Source organism: Synechocystis sp. PCC 7339 (assembly GCF_019924095.1).
GTDB lineage: Bacteria > Cyanobacteriota > Cyanobacteriia > Cyanobacteriales > Microcystaceae > Synechocystis.
In genome coordinates this window covers 3,156,726-3,172,423 of the sequence record NZ_CP063659.1, presented here as the reverse complement: position 1 = coordinate 3,172,423, position 15,698 = coordinate 3,156,726, and the positions used below count along the sequence as shown (strand labels likewise).

The 15,698-nt window shown below is 50.3% G+C and carries 14 protein-coding genes and 1 pseudogene; 6 read left to right on the top strand and 9 right to left on the bottom strand.

Annotated elements, in window-relative coordinates; translation table 11 throughout:
* Window positions 1-7: 7 nt before the first annotated feature.
* The 8 genes and pseudogenes from IQE94_RS14960 to IQE94_RS14925 all read right to left on the bottom strand — a co-directional run bounded on the left by IQE94_RS14960 (window position 8) and on the right by IQE94_RS14925 (window position 7,440).
* Window positions 8-1,210, bottom strand: a complete 1,203-nt coding sequence (locus IQE94_RS14960; protein ID WP_223342236.1) for a DUF3086 domain-containing protein — start codon at window positions 1,208-1,210, stop codon at window positions 8-10.
* Entirely contained in the window at window positions 1,207-1,605 is a 399-nt protein-coding gene (locus tag IQE94_RS14955; RefSeq protein WP_223342235.1) for a DUF3119 family protein, read from the bottom strand. The genes IQE94_RS14960 and IQE94_RS14955 overlap by 4 nt, the downstream gene beginning before the upstream one ends.
* Before the next feature lie 123 nt (window positions 1,606-1,728).
* The gene (locus IQE94_RS14950; protein WP_223342234.1) at window positions 1,729-2,034 is read right to left on the bottom strand and encodes a DUF3181 family protein; all 306 of its coding nucleotides are present in this window, start codon (window positions 2,032-2,034) and stop codon (window positions 1,729-1,731) included.
* A 129-nt stretch (window positions 2,035-2,163) separates the two neighbouring features.
* Complete coding sequence (locus IQE94_RS14945; protein WP_223342233.1) at window positions 2,164-3,492, bottom strand: O-antigen ligase; 1,329 nt, start codon at window positions 3,490-3,492, stop codon at window positions 2,164-2,166.
* Window positions 3,493-3,576: 84 nt separating this feature from the next.
* Complete coding sequence (locus tag IQE94_RS14940; protein WP_212720583.1) at window positions 3,577-4,587, bottom strand: hypothetical protein; 1,011 nt, start codon at window positions 4,585-4,587, stop codon at window positions 3,577-3,579.
* Between the two features lie 14 nt (window positions 4,588-4,601).
* Complete coding sequence (locus tag IQE94_RS14935; RefSeq protein WP_212720585.1) at window positions 4,602-5,168, bottom strand: J domain-containing protein; 567 nt, start codon at window positions 5,166-5,168, stop codon at window positions 4,602-4,604.
* Between the two features lie 239 nt (window positions 5,169-5,407).
* A complete protein-coding gene (locus IQE94_RS14930) occupies window positions 5,408-6,529 on the bottom strand; it encodes a hypothetical protein (RefSeq protein WP_212720586.1) in 1,122 nt (373 codons plus the stop codon).
* 21 nt (window positions 6,530-6,550) lie between these two features.
* Window positions 6,551-7,440, bottom strand: a pseudogene (locus IQE94_RS14925) (16S rRNA (uracil(1498)-N(3))-methyltransferase).
* Here IQE94_RS14925 and rsmA point away from each other — a divergent pair.
* The 4 genes from rsmA to IQE94_RS14905 all read left to right on the top strand — a co-directional run bounded on the left by rsmA (window position 7,405) and on the right by IQE94_RS14905 (window position 11,178).
* Window positions 7,405-8,283, top strand: a complete 879-nt coding sequence (gene rsmA / locus IQE94_RS14920) for a 16S rRNA (adenine(1518)-N(6)/adenine(1519)-N(6))-dimethyltransferase RsmA (RefSeq protein WP_212720588.1) — start codon at window positions 7,405-7,407, stop codon at window positions 8,281-8,283. The pseudogene IQE94_RS14925 and the gene rsmA sit on opposite strands and share 36 nt — an antisense overlap.
* Window positions 8,283-9,230 (top strand): 4-(cytidine 5'-diphospho)-2-C-methyl-D-erythritol kinase, encoded by a 948-nt coding sequence (gene ispE / locus IQE94_RS14915; RefSeq protein ID WP_223342232.1) that lies wholly within the window; start codon window positions 8,283-8,285, stop codon window positions 9,228-9,230. Before rsmA ends, ispE begins: the two co-directional genes overlap by 1 nt.
* A 105-nt stretch (window positions 9,231-9,335) precedes the next feature.
* Window positions 9,336-10,313 carry a cysteine synthase A gene (locus tag IQE94_RS14910; RefSeq protein ID WP_212722038.1) on the top strand — a complete coding sequence of 326 codons (978 nt, stop codon included), beginning with the start codon at window positions 9,336-9,338 and terminating at the stop codon, window positions 10,311-10,313.
* A gap of 157 nt (window positions 10,314-10,470) precedes the next feature.
* A complete protein-coding gene (locus IQE94_RS14905; RefSeq protein WP_212720596.1) occupies window positions 10,471-11,178 on the top strand; it encodes a hypothetical protein in 708 nt (235 codons plus the stop codon).
* A 50-nt stretch (window positions 11,179-11,228) separates the two neighbouring features.
* On the opposite strand, the gene IQE94_RS14900 is transcribed toward IQE94_RS14905, so the two are convergent.
* Window positions 11,229-12,620 carry an NAD-dependent malic enzyme gene (locus tag IQE94_RS14900; protein WP_212720597.1) on the bottom strand — a complete coding sequence of 464 codons (1,392 nt, stop codon included), beginning with the start codon at window positions 12,618-12,620 and terminating at the stop codon, window positions 11,229-11,231.
* Window positions 12,621-12,810: 190 nt separating this feature from the next.
* On the opposite strand from IQE94_RS14900, the gene lepB reads away from it, so the two are divergent.
* On the top strand, window positions 12,811-13,380 hold the full coding sequence (gene lepB / locus IQE94_RS14895; RefSeq protein WP_212720598.1) for a signal peptidase I: 570 nt from the start codon (window positions 12,811-12,813) through the stop codon (window positions 13,378-13,380).
* A gap of 138 nt (window positions 13,381-13,518) precedes the next feature.
* Entirely contained in the window at window positions 13,519-15,675 is a 2,157-nt protein-coding gene (locus IQE94_RS14890; RefSeq protein WP_212720599.1) for a polyribonucleotide nucleotidyltransferase, read from the top strand.
* The last annotated feature ends 23 nt before the right edge of the window (window positions 15,676-15,698 follow it).

The following is a 15,698-nucleotide window of genomic DNA, read 5'->3' as shown; positions in this document are numbered from 1 at the left end:
GACTAAACTAGGAAAAATAGTTACTGCCCCCGGCTTGGTAACTAGGCGCAAAGGCCAGCAAAAGGGGAAATTGCAACAGGGCCAGGTCAATTTGTTCCTCTGTTTCATCCACCAGGACCAAGGGCATTTGGCGATCGCCGACTAGTCTTTCTGCCCGCTGAATCAGAGCACTAGCAGATTCAAACAGGACAATGCCCCGCTCTGGGCCAAAATCACTGCGGGAAATACCCAAACAATCCTGTAAACCCCGTCGCCATTCCCCCAAGCGTTCCGGTGTGGCTGCCAAAATTAACGCCCGACAACGATCGCCGTAGAGTTGATTCAAAATGGCGATCGCCGCTGAACCCACCAAAATATTTTGTAAACGACTATCTAAACTAAGGATGGCGCCCCGGCCACCCAGGGTAAAGAACCAATTTTCAATCCGTTCTGCATGGATCGGCTCAAAGGTGCGACGCAGTTGCCAAGGGGGACCGTAATAATCGGGGCGGGTGCGGTACTGCTCCAATAAAGCTTGAATTTGTCGTTTTTGGCTACTGAAACCCTGCTCTGCAAAACTCACCACCGGGGTGGTGTCAGCATTTTCAATAATCGCATCCCCATGGGTAGAGGAAGATTCCCAACTGTCCCCTACTCCCAACTCCAACTGGTCAGCGGCGGAAACCAAATCCTGCAAACTCCCCACCAAATAATCCTTAAAGCCCTGTACCCGGATGGCCAACTCCTGGGAAGCCCCAGCGAAGGTGGTACGCATTTCCTGTTGAATCCGTTCCTGGCGCCGTTCTAACTTCTCAATTTCCTTTTCCAGGGTTGCTCTTTTTTGCACTAATTCCCTGGTGCCTTCTTCCACTAGCTGGGCCATTTCCCGTTGTAATTGCTGGAACTGCTGGCCATACCACTGGGCTTTTTCCCGTTGCAGAGCGGCAATTTCCTTTTCTAAGGCAGTTTTTTGGGCGGTTAAGTCACTCAACGCTGGGGGTTCGGCCTCCAATTGAGCTTCCACCACTGGGGCTATTTCTGCCACTTCCGCCACCATGGCATCCATCGGGGGCAACTCCTCCGGGGGGGAAAGTTCCTCTGCCACTATCCCATCTCCTTCCCGATCTTGCTCCGGTTCATGGGCATCACCATCCTGGCCAACAGCCGCTGGGGTTAGCCAAGCATCGGAGGGGGTTTCTTCGGGAAAATTAGGATTCAATTCTGGGGTCATTCCGGACGTAGGGACTGGAGGGGACAATAGCGTTCAAGACAAGCCTTGAGGGTGCCGGGGTCAAAGATAATCGGCAAAAAATGGATGCTCTTGACCTCTTTAAAATAAAACAAAATGGGAGCGGGTTCCCAAAAGATTCGCCAGTTTTGCCACTCTGTGTAAGGGAAAGAGCGAATTAACTTGCTCCCACGGTACACTTCCAATGCAGTGGCCGTAAAGCTGAGTTTGATGATGGCAGTCTGCACCATTAAAAAAACACCAAACACGGCGATCGCCAGGCCGATCCACATCTGCAAAAAGAAAACCGGTATGGCCCCAAACAGGAGTACGAGGGGAATGACAAAGCTGGGTTCTAAGTCGGTGCGAGCTTGGCTCTGGATGGGGATACTAGCCATGGGAATTGTGCTTGGTGGTGAATGGAAATTTAATAATTTGCCTATTTTGCCTAATGTTTGCGGGCAAGGGCAAAAACGCTGAGCAATTAGGGATTTTTGCCAACCATTAACGGCGGCAAAATTTTAAAAATTCTTACTCTGATATTCTTCCAACAGGGTCAGCAAGCGGTCCACCATGGTGCTAGATAGGGCATCCAGTAGGGAAATGTTTACCTTGCCCCCACCGATCGCCACGGACAAATCCTTCAGAGCGCTTTCTACTCCGGCCCGGCTTAGTTCATCCTTTTCCAACAGGGGATAAACCCTTTCCGCCAGAGGAATATGCAAATGGGCTTCCGCCAAAAATAGATTCCACTTGGCCACATCAATGGCAATCTGTTCACCAATGTCGGCGGCGAGGGCTTCAATTTCTGGGGTGGTTGAGGTCATGGTCAATGGAGAGGGGATGGGGTTGATGGGGCAAACTTAAGGGAGCATTGCCGGTATCTAGCAATGAACTTCATGTTGCCACTCCCCCCATGGTAGATCACAACCCCAAGAACCTGGGGCAACGGCCATTTACCCAGGCACTTCTAACTGGGCCGTATTACCCTGGGCCAATTTTGCTCCATAGCGTTGGCTCACCCCGGCGATCGCCGCGAGGAAAATCCAGCCCAGCACATTATTCCGCATATCAAAAATGGTGACATCGAATAGGTTGTACAAACAAAGGGCCGCAAAGGCAATGCCATAGGACAGCAGTAATAAATGTTGGGACTGACGACGAAAACCACGACAACGACCAAGGTTGATCAATAGCATCATCCCCTGGGCCAAAATGAAACCCACTGCTCCCAACATCAAGCCAGTACCAATCAGGCCCGTTTCCCCCAACAGCATCAGCACCAAGTTATGGGGATGGCCAATCCAAACGTTCATGGCGGCTTGATACAGGGGGGTAAAATTCCTCAAGCCCTGGCCAAAAATGGGTTGGTCAAGGAACATATCCCAGCTAAATTGCCATTGGGTACTCCGTAGGGCCGTGGTGTAGCGGTCGGGGTAAAGTTCATCGGACAATCTCCCCCAAAAATACTTAGGTACTATCTGCCGCAATGGTTCTTTGCCGAAGGGGCCAAAGGATGCCCATAACACCATGGCAGTGGCTCCTCCGGCCAAGGCCACTAACCAGTACCAACTTAAATAGATGGCGTAGGCAATGCCAATTAGTAACCCAATGCCCCAAGCACTGCGGGAACCGGTCAACACTAAGGCGATCGCCTCTAGGATGCAAGCTACTAACAGGGCCCACACCAGGGGAGGAGGATTAAGGCGGTTACTGGGGGCGGTGAAATGCCAGCGGCGGATGCATTGGATTAATAGCCCCAGGCTGAGGGGAAACACCATCAATAACCAAGCAGAAAATAGGTTGGCATACATTAATAAGGATGACATCCGACCTTCTGGTCTGCCTCCGGCTACTAGGTTGGTGCCGATCGCCGCTAACCAATTGGGGGTGGCCCAGTCCCCATAGATTTGCCCAAAGCCAAAGATGATTAACACTACGGTGTTGGCGGTCAATAGCCAGGCCAAATTATTCAGTTGCTTAAATTGGCAAATTACCTGGCTGAAGGCCAGAAAAACGATGAAGTAGGGCACAAAGTTGGCCAGTCCCAACAGGGCTTCCCCTCGGTCGTGGGCGGTGATGGTGGTCAACAAAAACCACAGGGTCAGGGCGGCCCACACTTTGGCCAGGGGTAGGCTCGCTAATTTTTTGCCATGGAAAAACCACGGGCTCAGGCTCGCAAACAGCAGTGGCAGTAACCCCGCTACAGCGTTGAAAGGCAGTAGGGTTAACCCCACAGATACCGCTAGTTGTTCTTTCTTGAAGAGATGGGAAGGGATTTTCAACTGCAACTCCCAAAATTACCACTCCCCATCTTATCCCCAGGCAATCGCCTTCCGCATTGACCCTCCGTCCGATTGGCAATCAAGCTACTTGGCAACCTCAACCTTCAATATGTTTTTGACTTGATAAAGCCTTTTCATCAGGGTTTCGCTGGCGTGCTCTGGGTATCTTTCAACCACAAAATCAATAAAATCCTGTACAGTACAGGGCTGATCAAAGCCCCCCATCCAACTATGAAATTCTTGATGAATTAATGAATCAATGGTGATTAGGTTTTCTTGGACTGTAGCAAGATGAGGATAGCCATTAACTGAGTAAAGATGATGGGCAGCTAAGGATATTTTGTTAATACTGTCGGGGCTAGCCAAAGTTACTTGGCAAATTTTATCTCTTTTTTTTGTTTTACTTTTAGCATTTGTAAGTTTTTTATCAGCATTTTTAGCATCATTATCAAGAGCTTTTAGAGCTTTTTCTATTTCGACGCTAATAGTATGGCATTTGCTCCTTCTTGCTTTATCTTTCAGAGTATGACTGATTTGACGAGAGACAAGAAAACAACCTTTACCAGAAAACCAAAGTTGTTCACCTTGTTTTTGTTTTTTCGGATCAGAAAATGACTGCTGGACGTAATCTCGATCAATTTCTAATGGATCAGTTTTTGATAAATGCTCAAGTGCCCTGTTCATAGTATGGCCATTAGTCTCCAGAATGCGCCGCAAGCACTGTTTATGAATAAAATTTCTACTGTTAACTTGAATAATTCTATCTTGAGGTTCTGAAAACTCATCTTGAATTATCCTTTGAGCTAGAGCATGTTTTAGCTTATTGGATTTTTGAGTAATAAAGTCTTTAATACGATAAATAATACCAAGATTACCGTGAGCGTCAAGATAATAAGCTATTTTGAGAGCTCCCTGATCAGAAAATTTCTTCATCTTGAAGGATGGCTTGACAATGATATAGTCTTTATCCTTCACCAAATCCCATTCATCATCAGGATCTGAGTCGAAAAACTTAATAATGTCCAACAGTTTTTGATGGCTAATATCAAGAGCTTTGGCTAATTCTTCTTCAGAAATAGTAAATTTTATCGGCATAGTAGTGATCCTCTCTATTTGAAGGTGTTTGGATTGATGGAACGATACATTTGATTGATGCGGTCGAAAACTTTAGCATTCCCTGTTTGAGGATTGTCGGGATGATAAACCTTGGATAGTTGTCGGTAGGCACTCTTGATCTGTTCTTCTGTTGCTGTGGTGCCATCTAGACCAAATACTTGCCAGGGTTTGAAATACTTAAATATATTTATGCCGTTGATGCAATCTTTACCTGTTTCCCCTACCTCGTTAGGCAAAATACCAATAAAATCTCGATATAAGCTTTCCCAAGATTCTTTTCTACTTAAGTTTAGTTCCATGTCTCGTGTTGCCAGTTGGAACTCACCAGATTCTTTTAATTCTGGGGTGCTGGACACAGCAAAGTATTTATAGACTGCTTCCTTAACTTCGCCCACCTTCAGGGCGGGGACTTTCTTCGGTTTCTTGGGAGTCGTTTTTGCTTTAGCTTTAGGCTTTTTCTGGGCAAGGACAAACTCCGCAAACTGCTCTAGGTGCCCGGCATCATAGCCATGCAGGGAAACTAGTCTCTCTATTTCCTTTCTGATGCCATCAGTGACCATGCACTTTCCCTCAATAGCAGATTACTTTGATAATAAATGCCAATTGAAAATTCGTATGTATGCTTAGGACGAGATTGTACCAGATTGTGGATCTACTTTGCTAAATCTGCTTAAATTTTTTTAAACTACAAGGTCATAATACCTGTAGTCATGCGGCAATGGGCGCAAAGGCGGTCTGGTCAAACCTTGGCTTAGTCTATCTTGCAGCGCTGTGAGCTTGAGAATATTGTACTCATGAGCTAATTAGACCCATCCAAACGGCGATCGCGGCAGAAGGCCAGGGTGCTGTAGAGATGGAAAGCTTTGTCCCAATTGGTATCTTCCCGGCGGAGAAAAGGAATGTGGGGGTCTACGGATTTAAGTAATTCCTGAAAATCTAGGGCCGTTTCTGCAAAGGCCTTGAACTCCTTCCAGGTTGGCTTATCCGGTAAATTTGTTTGCCATAGTTGGCTGAGTTGTTGCCATTGTTGATGGGCCGTACCCCGTTGCCCATGGTTAGAGTCACCATCATCCAGACTAATACCCTGGTTAAATTCGTAAATTTGGTCGCAAAAACGCAGAATTGTTTGGTGTTGCGGTAAATGTAAATCACAAATGTGGGCGTAATCTAAAATTTCCGTTTTGCGCTCGATTTTACCCCGCACATTTATATCCACACATTCCTCAAAAATGGGCAATAAACCCTCCACCGTTTGGCTGACATCTTGCCAAGTAAAGCTAAAAGTCCCCTCCTCCTCCCGACTAATGCGATAGGTAACCGTGACCACGGGGGACAAACTTTCAATGCGGAAAACGGGGAAAACTTTTAGGGCCAAAATGTCAGCTAAAGCCACAGAAAAGCTAGGAATGGCCGCCGCCTGACATTGCTGATGGTAATAGTTCAACTCTCCGATCGCCCCAGTGCGATAGAGCCGCCAAGCCCGACTGGGTAACTGGAGCCGAGCCGTGTAGGGGTCCATGGCCATGATTTTGCCAAACTGTATTGCCTTGGCTTGTTTTTCCCCAGGGGGCACCGGTTCCAGCACAAAAATTCCCGCCGACTGGGCCTCCGGATCTGCCTTAGCCTCCTCAATGGCCGCCTGTTGTTCCGCCAGGGATTGAGCTGCTTCTGCTTGACGATGGGCATCGATGCGACCCAGCCCCGCCCTAATTTTGGCCACCAGTTGGGGACTGTGACTAATGACCAACAATTGTCGAAATTTTTGCTCCGCCTCATCCAAATTCCCTTGGGCTTCCACCAGGCGAGCTTGGTAATAGGCCGTCATAGGATTTTCCCAACTTTCCCCCTCCATCGCTGCCAATAGTTGTTCCGCTGTGGCCAGGTCATGGCTGTCAATGGCGTTGGCAATAGCTTTATACATAGGGAAACGAGCCGAAAAATATTAGGTTTCCAACAGAGCAGAGAGCTGGGCTAGGGCTACGGTGGGGGCCGTCACCGCCCGTAAAATCCTTTTACCGAGGGATACAGGCTGAAACCCTTTGGCGATCGCCAGTTCGATTTCCTGATCCGTCCATCCCCCTTCCGGGCCAGTGGCCAACACCATTCGGGCTGGCAAACTACTCTGTTTCAAGTATGCCCCAAGCATAGGGCTATTTCTACGAGTCACACAGAGCAAAGCTATGGTTTCGGGTCCCGTAACCTCTTCGACAAATTCAGCAAAAGTTAATGGAGGGGCCACCGGGGGTAACCATTGCCGCTCCGACTGTTCCGCCGCTTCGGTGACAATGCGCTGCCAACGCTCAAGTTTATTTTTACTGGGCTTTAATAGGGTGCGTTCCGTCAACAAAGGCTGAAACGCTGTGGCCCCCAACTCCGTACAGGGGCGAATAATTTCCTCAAACCCACTACCCTTGGGTAAGGCGATCGCCAAAGTCACTGCTAGGGGTAATTCATTCTGCTCACTGACCGCTTCTAATAATTGGGCCGTGCCATCATCCAAATCATTTAATTGGGCCCGCCATACTCCGCCGCCGCCGTCCAACACCATGAAGCCATCGCCCCTTTGTAGTCGCAACACCCGCTGGAGATAATGCCGCTGGGGAGCAGTCAGCATAACCGTGGCATCAGTAATTTGCTCTGGGGCAACGACCAAACGGTAGGCCATAACAAAATAATTGAGGAATTTTTCCTCGCTAAAATCAATCCCCAAACGACGGTGGAGGATAGGACGAATTGTACAATGGGCTTCTGGCATTGCCCCGGCAGGGTAGTAAACCAAGCATTGATTAGAATTTTATGGCTTTTCGACCCCGCAAACGCTTTGGCCAACATTGGCTGAACCATCCACCAACTTTGCAGGCCATTGTGGCAGCGGCAGATATTCAGTCCGGCGCACCGCAAAGCGGATCCCAAGGCGATCGCCTGCTGGAAATTGGCCCTGGTATGGGGGTTTTGACCAAACAATTATTGGCTACGGGCAACCCGGTGGTGGCGGTGGAGCTAGACCGAGATTTATGTCTTAAATTACGAAAAAAATTAGGGCAAAGGGAAAATTTTCTGCTCCTGGAAGGGGATGTCTTAAAACTAGATTTAAACAGCTTATTACAAGATTTTCCCCAGTTTTCCTCTCCGAATAAGGTAGTGGCCAACATTCCCTACAACATCACCAGTCCCATTTTAGAACTACTGTTGGGCACCATCCAAAACCCCCGTTTACCTAGTTTCCAAACCATAGTTTTATTGGTACAAAAAGAAATTGCGGAACGGTTAACGGCCCAACCCAGCACTAAAGCCTACGGTGCCCTATCGGTGCGTATGCAATACCTCGCCCGGGTGGATTGGATTGTGGATGTACCCCCCAAAGCCTTTACCCCGCCGCCCAAAGTGGATTCCGCTGTTATTCGCTTAACTCCCTATCCTGTGGAGCAACTACCAGGCGCACCGCGTAGCGGATCTCTACGAGATCGTCGTTTACTGGATCAACTCCTCCGCTTAGGATTCGCCAATCGCCGTAAAATGTTACGCAATAACCTCAAGGGATTAATTGCCCCGGAACAGTTAACTACTGTATTAGAACAGTTAGCTTTGCCGAGCACTGCCCGGGCGGAAGACTTGAGCCTAGAACAATGGTTAGAGTTAACTAACTTGTTGCCGACTTTTTTACCCCCAACCTAATGCATTCCTACACCCTCCATGCCCCGGCCAAAATTAATCTTTTCCTCGAAATTCTTGGCGATCGCCCCGACGGATTCCATGAATTGGTGATGGTGTTACAGAGCATTGCCCTGGGGGATGAAATTACCGTGCGGGCCAACGGTACCGATGACATCCGCCTCAGTTGTGGGGACAGTCCCCTGGCCAACGATGCCACCAATTTGGCCTACCGGGCGGCCCAGTTGATGATTAACCATTTTCGCCAGGCCCATAGTCAGTATGGCGGCGTAGATATCACCCTGACCAAACACATTCCCATGGCGGCGGGCCTAGCAGGAGGTTCGGCCGATGGGGCGGCGGTGTTAGTAGGTTTAGACCTGCTCTGGAATTTAGGCTTAACCAGGCCAGAATTGGAACAGTTAGCGGCCCAACTGGGTTCCGATATTCCCTTTTGCATTGGGGGCGGCACGGCGATCGCCACGGGACGGGGGGAAATCATCGATCCCTTACCGGACGGGGATTGCTTCTGGGTGGTGCTGGCCAAACACCGTTCCCTGGAAGTTTCCACCCCCTGGGCTTACCAAACCTATCGCCAACAGTTCGGGAAAAATTACTTAAACGATGACCAATCCCAACGGGCCCGCCGCAAAACCATCCATGCAGGGCCCCTCCTCCAGGGTATTCAGCATCGTAATCCAGGACAAATTGCCAGCCATATCCACAATGATTTAGAAAAAGTTGTTTTACCGGCCCATGAGGCTGTGGCCCAGTTACGGCAAGCATTACAGTCCGCAGGGGGATTGGGCACCATGATGTCCGGCTCTGGCCCCAGCGTGTTTACCCTCTGTCAAGATCAAATAGAGGCAGAACGGGTGTTGGCGATCGCCAAGGAAAAATTAAACGACCCCGATGTGGATTTTTGGTTAACTCACACCATCGGCCATGGCATTCAAATTATTGATCACTGAAATTGGGCACTGAATCAGATCAACCAATTCCGCGAAAATTCTCCCTGGGGTAGGATAACCTAACAGGGTTTTAACCCCAGATTGCCCGCCCTACCTCAATTCAGCATGGATATTAAGCATGGCTTTGTGGACTCCATTGGCCACACCCCCTTGATTCGCCTCAACAGTTTCAGTGACGAAACCGGCTGTGAAATTTTAGGCAAAGCGGAATTCCTCAACCCCGGTGGCTCTGTCAAAGACCGGGCGGCCCTGGGCATTATTGAAACGGCGGAAAAGCAAGGCCAGCTTAAACCAGGCGGCACCGTGGTGGAAGGCACAGCAGGTAATACGGGCATTGGTTTGGCCCATATTTGTAATGCCAAAGGCTATAAATGTTTAATCGTCATTCCCGATACCCAATCCCAGGAAAAAATTGATTTGCTCCGCACCCTGGGGGCAGAAGTCAGGACAGTGCCAGCGGTGCCCTATCGAGACCCCAATAATTACGTCAAACTCTCCGGGCGTATTGCCGCAGAATTGGATAACGCTATTTGGGCCAATCAGTTTGATAATTTGGCCAATCGTCAAGCCCACTACAACAGTACAGGCCCGGAAATTTGGCAACAGACGGACGGCAATGTGTCTGCCTGGGTAGCAGCTACGGGCACTGGGGGAACCTATGCAGGGGTAGCCCTCTACCTCAAAGAACAGTCTGAGGCCGTGCAGTGCGTAGTGGCGGACCCCATGGGCAGTGGCCTGTATAGCTTCGTTAAAACCGGGGAAATTAACCCCAGCGGCAATTCCATCACTGAAGGCATTGGCAACAGTCGCATCACCGCCAACATGGAAAATGTGCCCATTGACGATGCGGTACAAATCGATGACCCGGAAGCATTGCGGGTGGTGTACCAACTTCTCCGGCGGGATGGCCTTTTCATGGGCGGCTCTGTGGGTATTAATGTGGGGGCGGCCTACCAATTGGCCAAAAAGCTAGGGCCTGGGCACACCATTGTTACCGTGCTTTGTGACGGAGGAGCCCGTTACCAATCCCGCCTTTACAACGGGGAATGGCTGGCCAGTAAGGGGTTAACCGTTCCAGATTAGTTTCGGTAGCGAGGCTCTTGCTTTTTATCCGGGAACGGGACTCATGGTGCTCTGTTTGATCACCGCTATAGAAAAAATTGGTCTAACAAGCTATGCCTTTGGGAACTGCCAAAATTTTTCAGCTTAGGTTAACCGGAAATATTCTCGGTGATAGGCCATGGCGATCGTTTTTCAGCTAATTATCCTGGCCATAGGTTTCGTCCTCTTTCACCGCATGGGTTGGAGTTATCTCCAAGCTCTAGCTCAATACCAACCACTGCCTCCCGGTAAAAGGGGGCGATCAGGTCAAAAGGTCTATGTGGAAGGAATGTATAGTTCAGGAACCATTTTACGGTCTCCCATTGCTCAGGAAGTTTGCCTCCGCTGGCGGGTTATCGTCACCGAAAAACAGGGTAAAAACAGCATTAGCCGCCTCGACCATGGTTCCTACGGAGTGGAAAATTTTGCCATTCTACGCCGGGGCGATCGCCGTTCCTTTCTAGTTGAGCAGCAACCGGACACTGTGCTGAAGCAGATCCATGACCTGGGGGGTCACCAGGGACCTAAACATCAATACCAACAAAACTTGCTTTGGCAGAGTAATCATCCCCAGATGGTGGAGTTTTTGCAGAACAATGGCATTAACCCTGAGAACTGGTTGGGGGTGCGACGCTCCCTCACCGTCACCGAACTATTTTGGCGTACTAACGATCCTATTTTCGTCTTCGGTGAACTGACAGAACAAGAAGGACAGTGGTGCCTGAAAGCCCATTTACTCAGCGACCAATCCGTGGAAAAACTCAGGCGGGTGCCCAGTCTATTCCTGTTAATTGGTGTGGTTATCCTCTTTTTTGCCGGCTTGGGGATGTTCAATTTTTGGCGCTGAATCTTATCCCAACGCTTAGTAATGGCAGTGACTGGTTTACCCCAGGGGCATTATCGGGCCGCTACCCCCTCACTGCGGGCGGCCAACTGCACCGCACTGGCCACGGTGGTGGCAACTCGATGGTCAAAAACCGAAGGAATAATATGTTCACTATCTAGGGTGTTGCCGTGGACCAAAGAGGCGATCGCCTTGGCCGCTTCGATGCACATGCTGGTGGTGATGATGCTAGCCCGACAGTCAATGGCTCCGCGGAAAACCCCCGGAAAAGCGAGCACATTGTTAATTTGGTTGGGGTAATCACTGCGCCCCGTGGCAATGACCGCCGCATCTTCCTGAATTAATTCTGGTTGAATTTCCGGGATGGGATTGGCCATGGCAAACACAATCGGGTCTTTGGCCATGGATTGCACCATTTCCCTGGTCACTACCCCCGGCGCACTCACCCCTAAGAAGACATCGGCCCCGGCCATGGCATCGGCCAGACTACCTTCCGCTTCCACTGCAAAGCCCTGTTTTTTGCTATTTAAATCGGTGCGATGTTTACCCACAATGCCCTTGGAGTCACAGATCCAAATATTTTCGGCTCCGGATTCCTGCAATAATTCGGCGATCGCCAACCCGGCGGCCCCAGCCCCATTGATGACAATACGCACCTTGGCCATGGCCTTACCGACAAATTTCAGCGCATTTAACAAGGCGGCCAGGGTAACAATGGCGGTGCCGTGCTGATCATCGTGGAAAACAGGAATATTCAATTCTTTTTTCAGGCGGGCTTCGATTTCAAAACAGCGGGGGGCGGCAATATCTTCCAAATTAACCCCCCCAAATACCGGGGCGATCGCCTTAACGGTGCGGATAATTTCCTCCGTATCCTGGGTGTCCAAACAGATGGGAAACGCATCTAGTTGGGCAAACTCCTTGAACAGCATGGCTTTCCCTTCCATCACTGGCAACGCCGCTTCGGGACCAAGATTGCCCAAACCCAACACCGCACTGCCATCGGTCACCACCGCCACCGTGTTACTTTTGATGGTCAGGGAATAAACCTTATCCGGATCTTCGGCGATCGCCCGGCAAATGCGCCCCACCCCCGGGGTATAGGCCATGGCCAAGTCCGACTGGGAAGTGAGGGGAATGCGACTAACGACGCTAATTTTTCCCTGGCGATGCAAATCAAAGGTGCGGTCGGATACCTTCAGTAATTTGACATTATCCAGAGCCTTAACCGCTCCAATAATTTTTTCCGCATGCTCACTGCTAGAGGCATCTACGGAAATTTCCCGGCGGGTGAGCTTGAGATTACTTTCAATCAAGGAAATTTGCCCAAAACTTCCCCCCGCATCGGCGATCGCCTGGGTAACACTGGCCAAGGTGCCGGCATGGTTGGGTAATTCCAACAGGAGGCTGACACTATAACTCGGATTGGGGGTAAGGCTAACCATAGGGCAATCGAAAAAAGGTTGAAAAGCGAAAATCGACAATCTCAGGCGGCGTTTGGGTACGCAGTCTCTCCTCGATTATGCTTGATCTGTGACCTTTGCTTACCGAGGTTTGCCCTGGCTGTCAGGGTTTGCCTATCTATCCAGCCCTAGCAATCTCCCCCCAGGACCGTTTCCCGTTCGATTCCCTTTTATGCAAAATTCCCCCGCCTCTTCCCGTTGGCAATTCATCAAGGAAAATATTCCCCTGCTCTTTGTGGCCCTGCTGTTGGCCCTGCTATTGCGTTTCTTTGTGGCAGAACCCCGCTACATTCCCTCCGACTCCATGTTGCCCACCCTCGAACAAGGCGATCGCCTGGTGGTGGAGAAAATTTCCTACCATTTCCATCCTCCCCAGGTGGGGGACATCATCGTGTTCCATCCGCCGGAATTGTTGCAAGTGCAGGGTTACGACGGCAATCAAGCCTTTATCAAAAGGGTCATTGCCATGCCTGGGCAAACGGTGGCGGTGAACAACGGCATTGTCTACCGGGATGGACAACCCCTGAAAGAAAAATATATTTTGGAGCCGCCCCAATATAATTTGCCAGCCGTGCAGGTGCCAGAAGGTCAGGTGTTTGTCATGGGGGACAACCGCAACAACAGTAATGATTCCCATGTATGGGGATTTTTACCCCAACAAAACATCATCGGCCATGCCCTATTTCGCTTTTTTCCCGCCAGCCGCTGGGGTTCATTAGCCACCCTCCCCCTTAATTGGTAATTGTTAACTGATAACTGACTGATAACCGATTCACCAGTCTTCCCCGGCGATCACCGTTTGGTCGGCCCAGGGTTCGTCAATGGTGTTAGGATCTGCTGAGAAGAAGAAACGTCATAGCACATAAGGAAAACACGTTAAATGCAAGAGTTTGACAAGTCCATATCCTTCGACGGACGGGATATAAGACTCAAAATGGGAACCCTAGCCCCGCAAGCAGGAGGTTCAGTCCTCATTCAATCCGGCGATACAGCGGTGTTGGTCACGGCGACCAGAGCTAAAGGAAGGGATGGCATTGATTTTCTACCCCTAACGGTGGACTACGAAGGACGACTCTATGCCGCAGGTCGTATTCCGGGCGGTTTTTTGCGGCGGGAAGGCCGACCCCCAGAAAAGGCCACATTAATTAGCCGCCTCATTGACCGTCCTTTACGTCCCCTATTCCCCCATTGGCTCAGGGATGAACTACAAATAGTTGCTACCACCCTTTCCATGGACGAGGAAGTGCCCCCCGATGTTTTGGCTGTTACAGGGGCTTCAGTGGCGGTCATTCTAGCCAAAATTCCCTTCAAAGGTCCCATGGCCGCTGTGCGGGTAGGTCTAGTGGGGGATGATTTCATTATTAACCCCACTTATAGAGAGGTCTATAACGGTGATTTAGATTTGGTGGTGGCCGGTACCCCCGCCGGTATTGTCATGGTAGAAGCTGGGGCGAACCAGTTACCAGAACAGGACATTATCGAAGCGATTGATTTCGGCTATGAAGCAGTACAGGATCTGATCAACGCGCAGCAGGAATTGATGACAGACCTGAGCATCACCCTGGCCACCTCTGAACCTCCCTTGGTCAATACCACGGTGGAACAGTTCATCGAAAGTAAAGCCGCCAAAAAAATTATCACTGTACTTGGTCAATTTGACCTGGGCAAAGATGGTAGGGACGCCGCCCTCGATGAAATTAAAGCTAGTGAAGTGGAAGGGGCGATCGCCGAATTGCCGGAAACCGATCCCGTCAAACAAAGTGTGGAAGAAGACCCCAAACTAGTAGGCAATCTCTACAAAGCATTGACCAAAAAGTTAATGCGTAAACAAATTGTCGAAGAAGGGGTGCGGGTAGACGGCCGCAAACTCGAACAGGTACGCCCCATTAGCTGTGAGGTTGGCTTTTTGCCCCGTCGAGTCCATGGCAGTGGTTTATTTAACCGGGGTTTAACCCAGGTACTATCCCTCGCCACCCTTGGTTCCCCTGGGGATGCCCAGGATTTAGCGGACGACCTCCATCCCGAGGACGAAAAACGCTACCTCCACCACTACAACTTCCCCCCCTACTCTGTGGGTGAGGCCCGCCCCATGCGCTCCCCTGGCCGCCGGGAAATTGGCCACGGTGCTTTAGCGGAACGGGCCATCATACCCGTACTTCCTCCCCAGGAAGACTTTCCCTATGTGGTGCGGGTAGTGTCAGAAGTTCTTTCTTCCAACGGTTCCACCTCCATGGGTTCCGTCTGTGGCTCCACCCTCGCTCTCATGGATGCTGGAGTACCGATTAAAAAACCCGTCAGTGGCGCCGCCATGGGTTTAATCAAAGAAGGGGATGAAATCCGCATTCTCACCGATATTCAAGGCATTGAAGATTTCCTTGGGGATATGGACTTCAAAGTGGCCGGTACTGATTCCGGCATCACCGCCCTGCAAATGGATATGAAAATTGATGGTCTGAGCATGGAAGTCGTATCCAAGGCCATCATGCAAGCTCTCCCCGCCCGGCTCCATATCCTCGATAAAATGTTGGCCACCATCCGGGAACCCCGTCCTGAGTTGTCCCCCTTTGCGCCCCGATTATTGACCCTGAAAATTGAGCCCGAACATATCGGCATGGTCATTGGACCCGGTGGTAAAACCATTAAGGGCATCACCGAACAAACTAGTTGCAAGATCGATATTGCCGACGACGGTACCGTCACCATTGCCTCCAGTGAGGGGGAACGGGCAGAACGGGCCCGGCAAATGATTTACAACATGACCCGCAAACTCAATGAAGGAGAAGTGTACCTCGGTCGTGTGACCCGCATCATTCCCATTGGGGCGTTTGTGGAAGTGCTACCTGGAAAAGAAGGCATGATCCATATTTCCCAGCTAACGGAAGGCCGGGTCGGCAAGGTGGAAGACGAAGTGGGTGTGGGTGACGAGGTCATTGTCAAAGTACGGGAAATTGACAGTAAAGGCCGCTTGAACCTGACCCGCTTGGGTATCCACCCCGATGAAGCGGCGGAAGCCCGTCGTAACGTCAGCCGGGGTTAAGTTAATTTGCTTGTAGGGGTTTA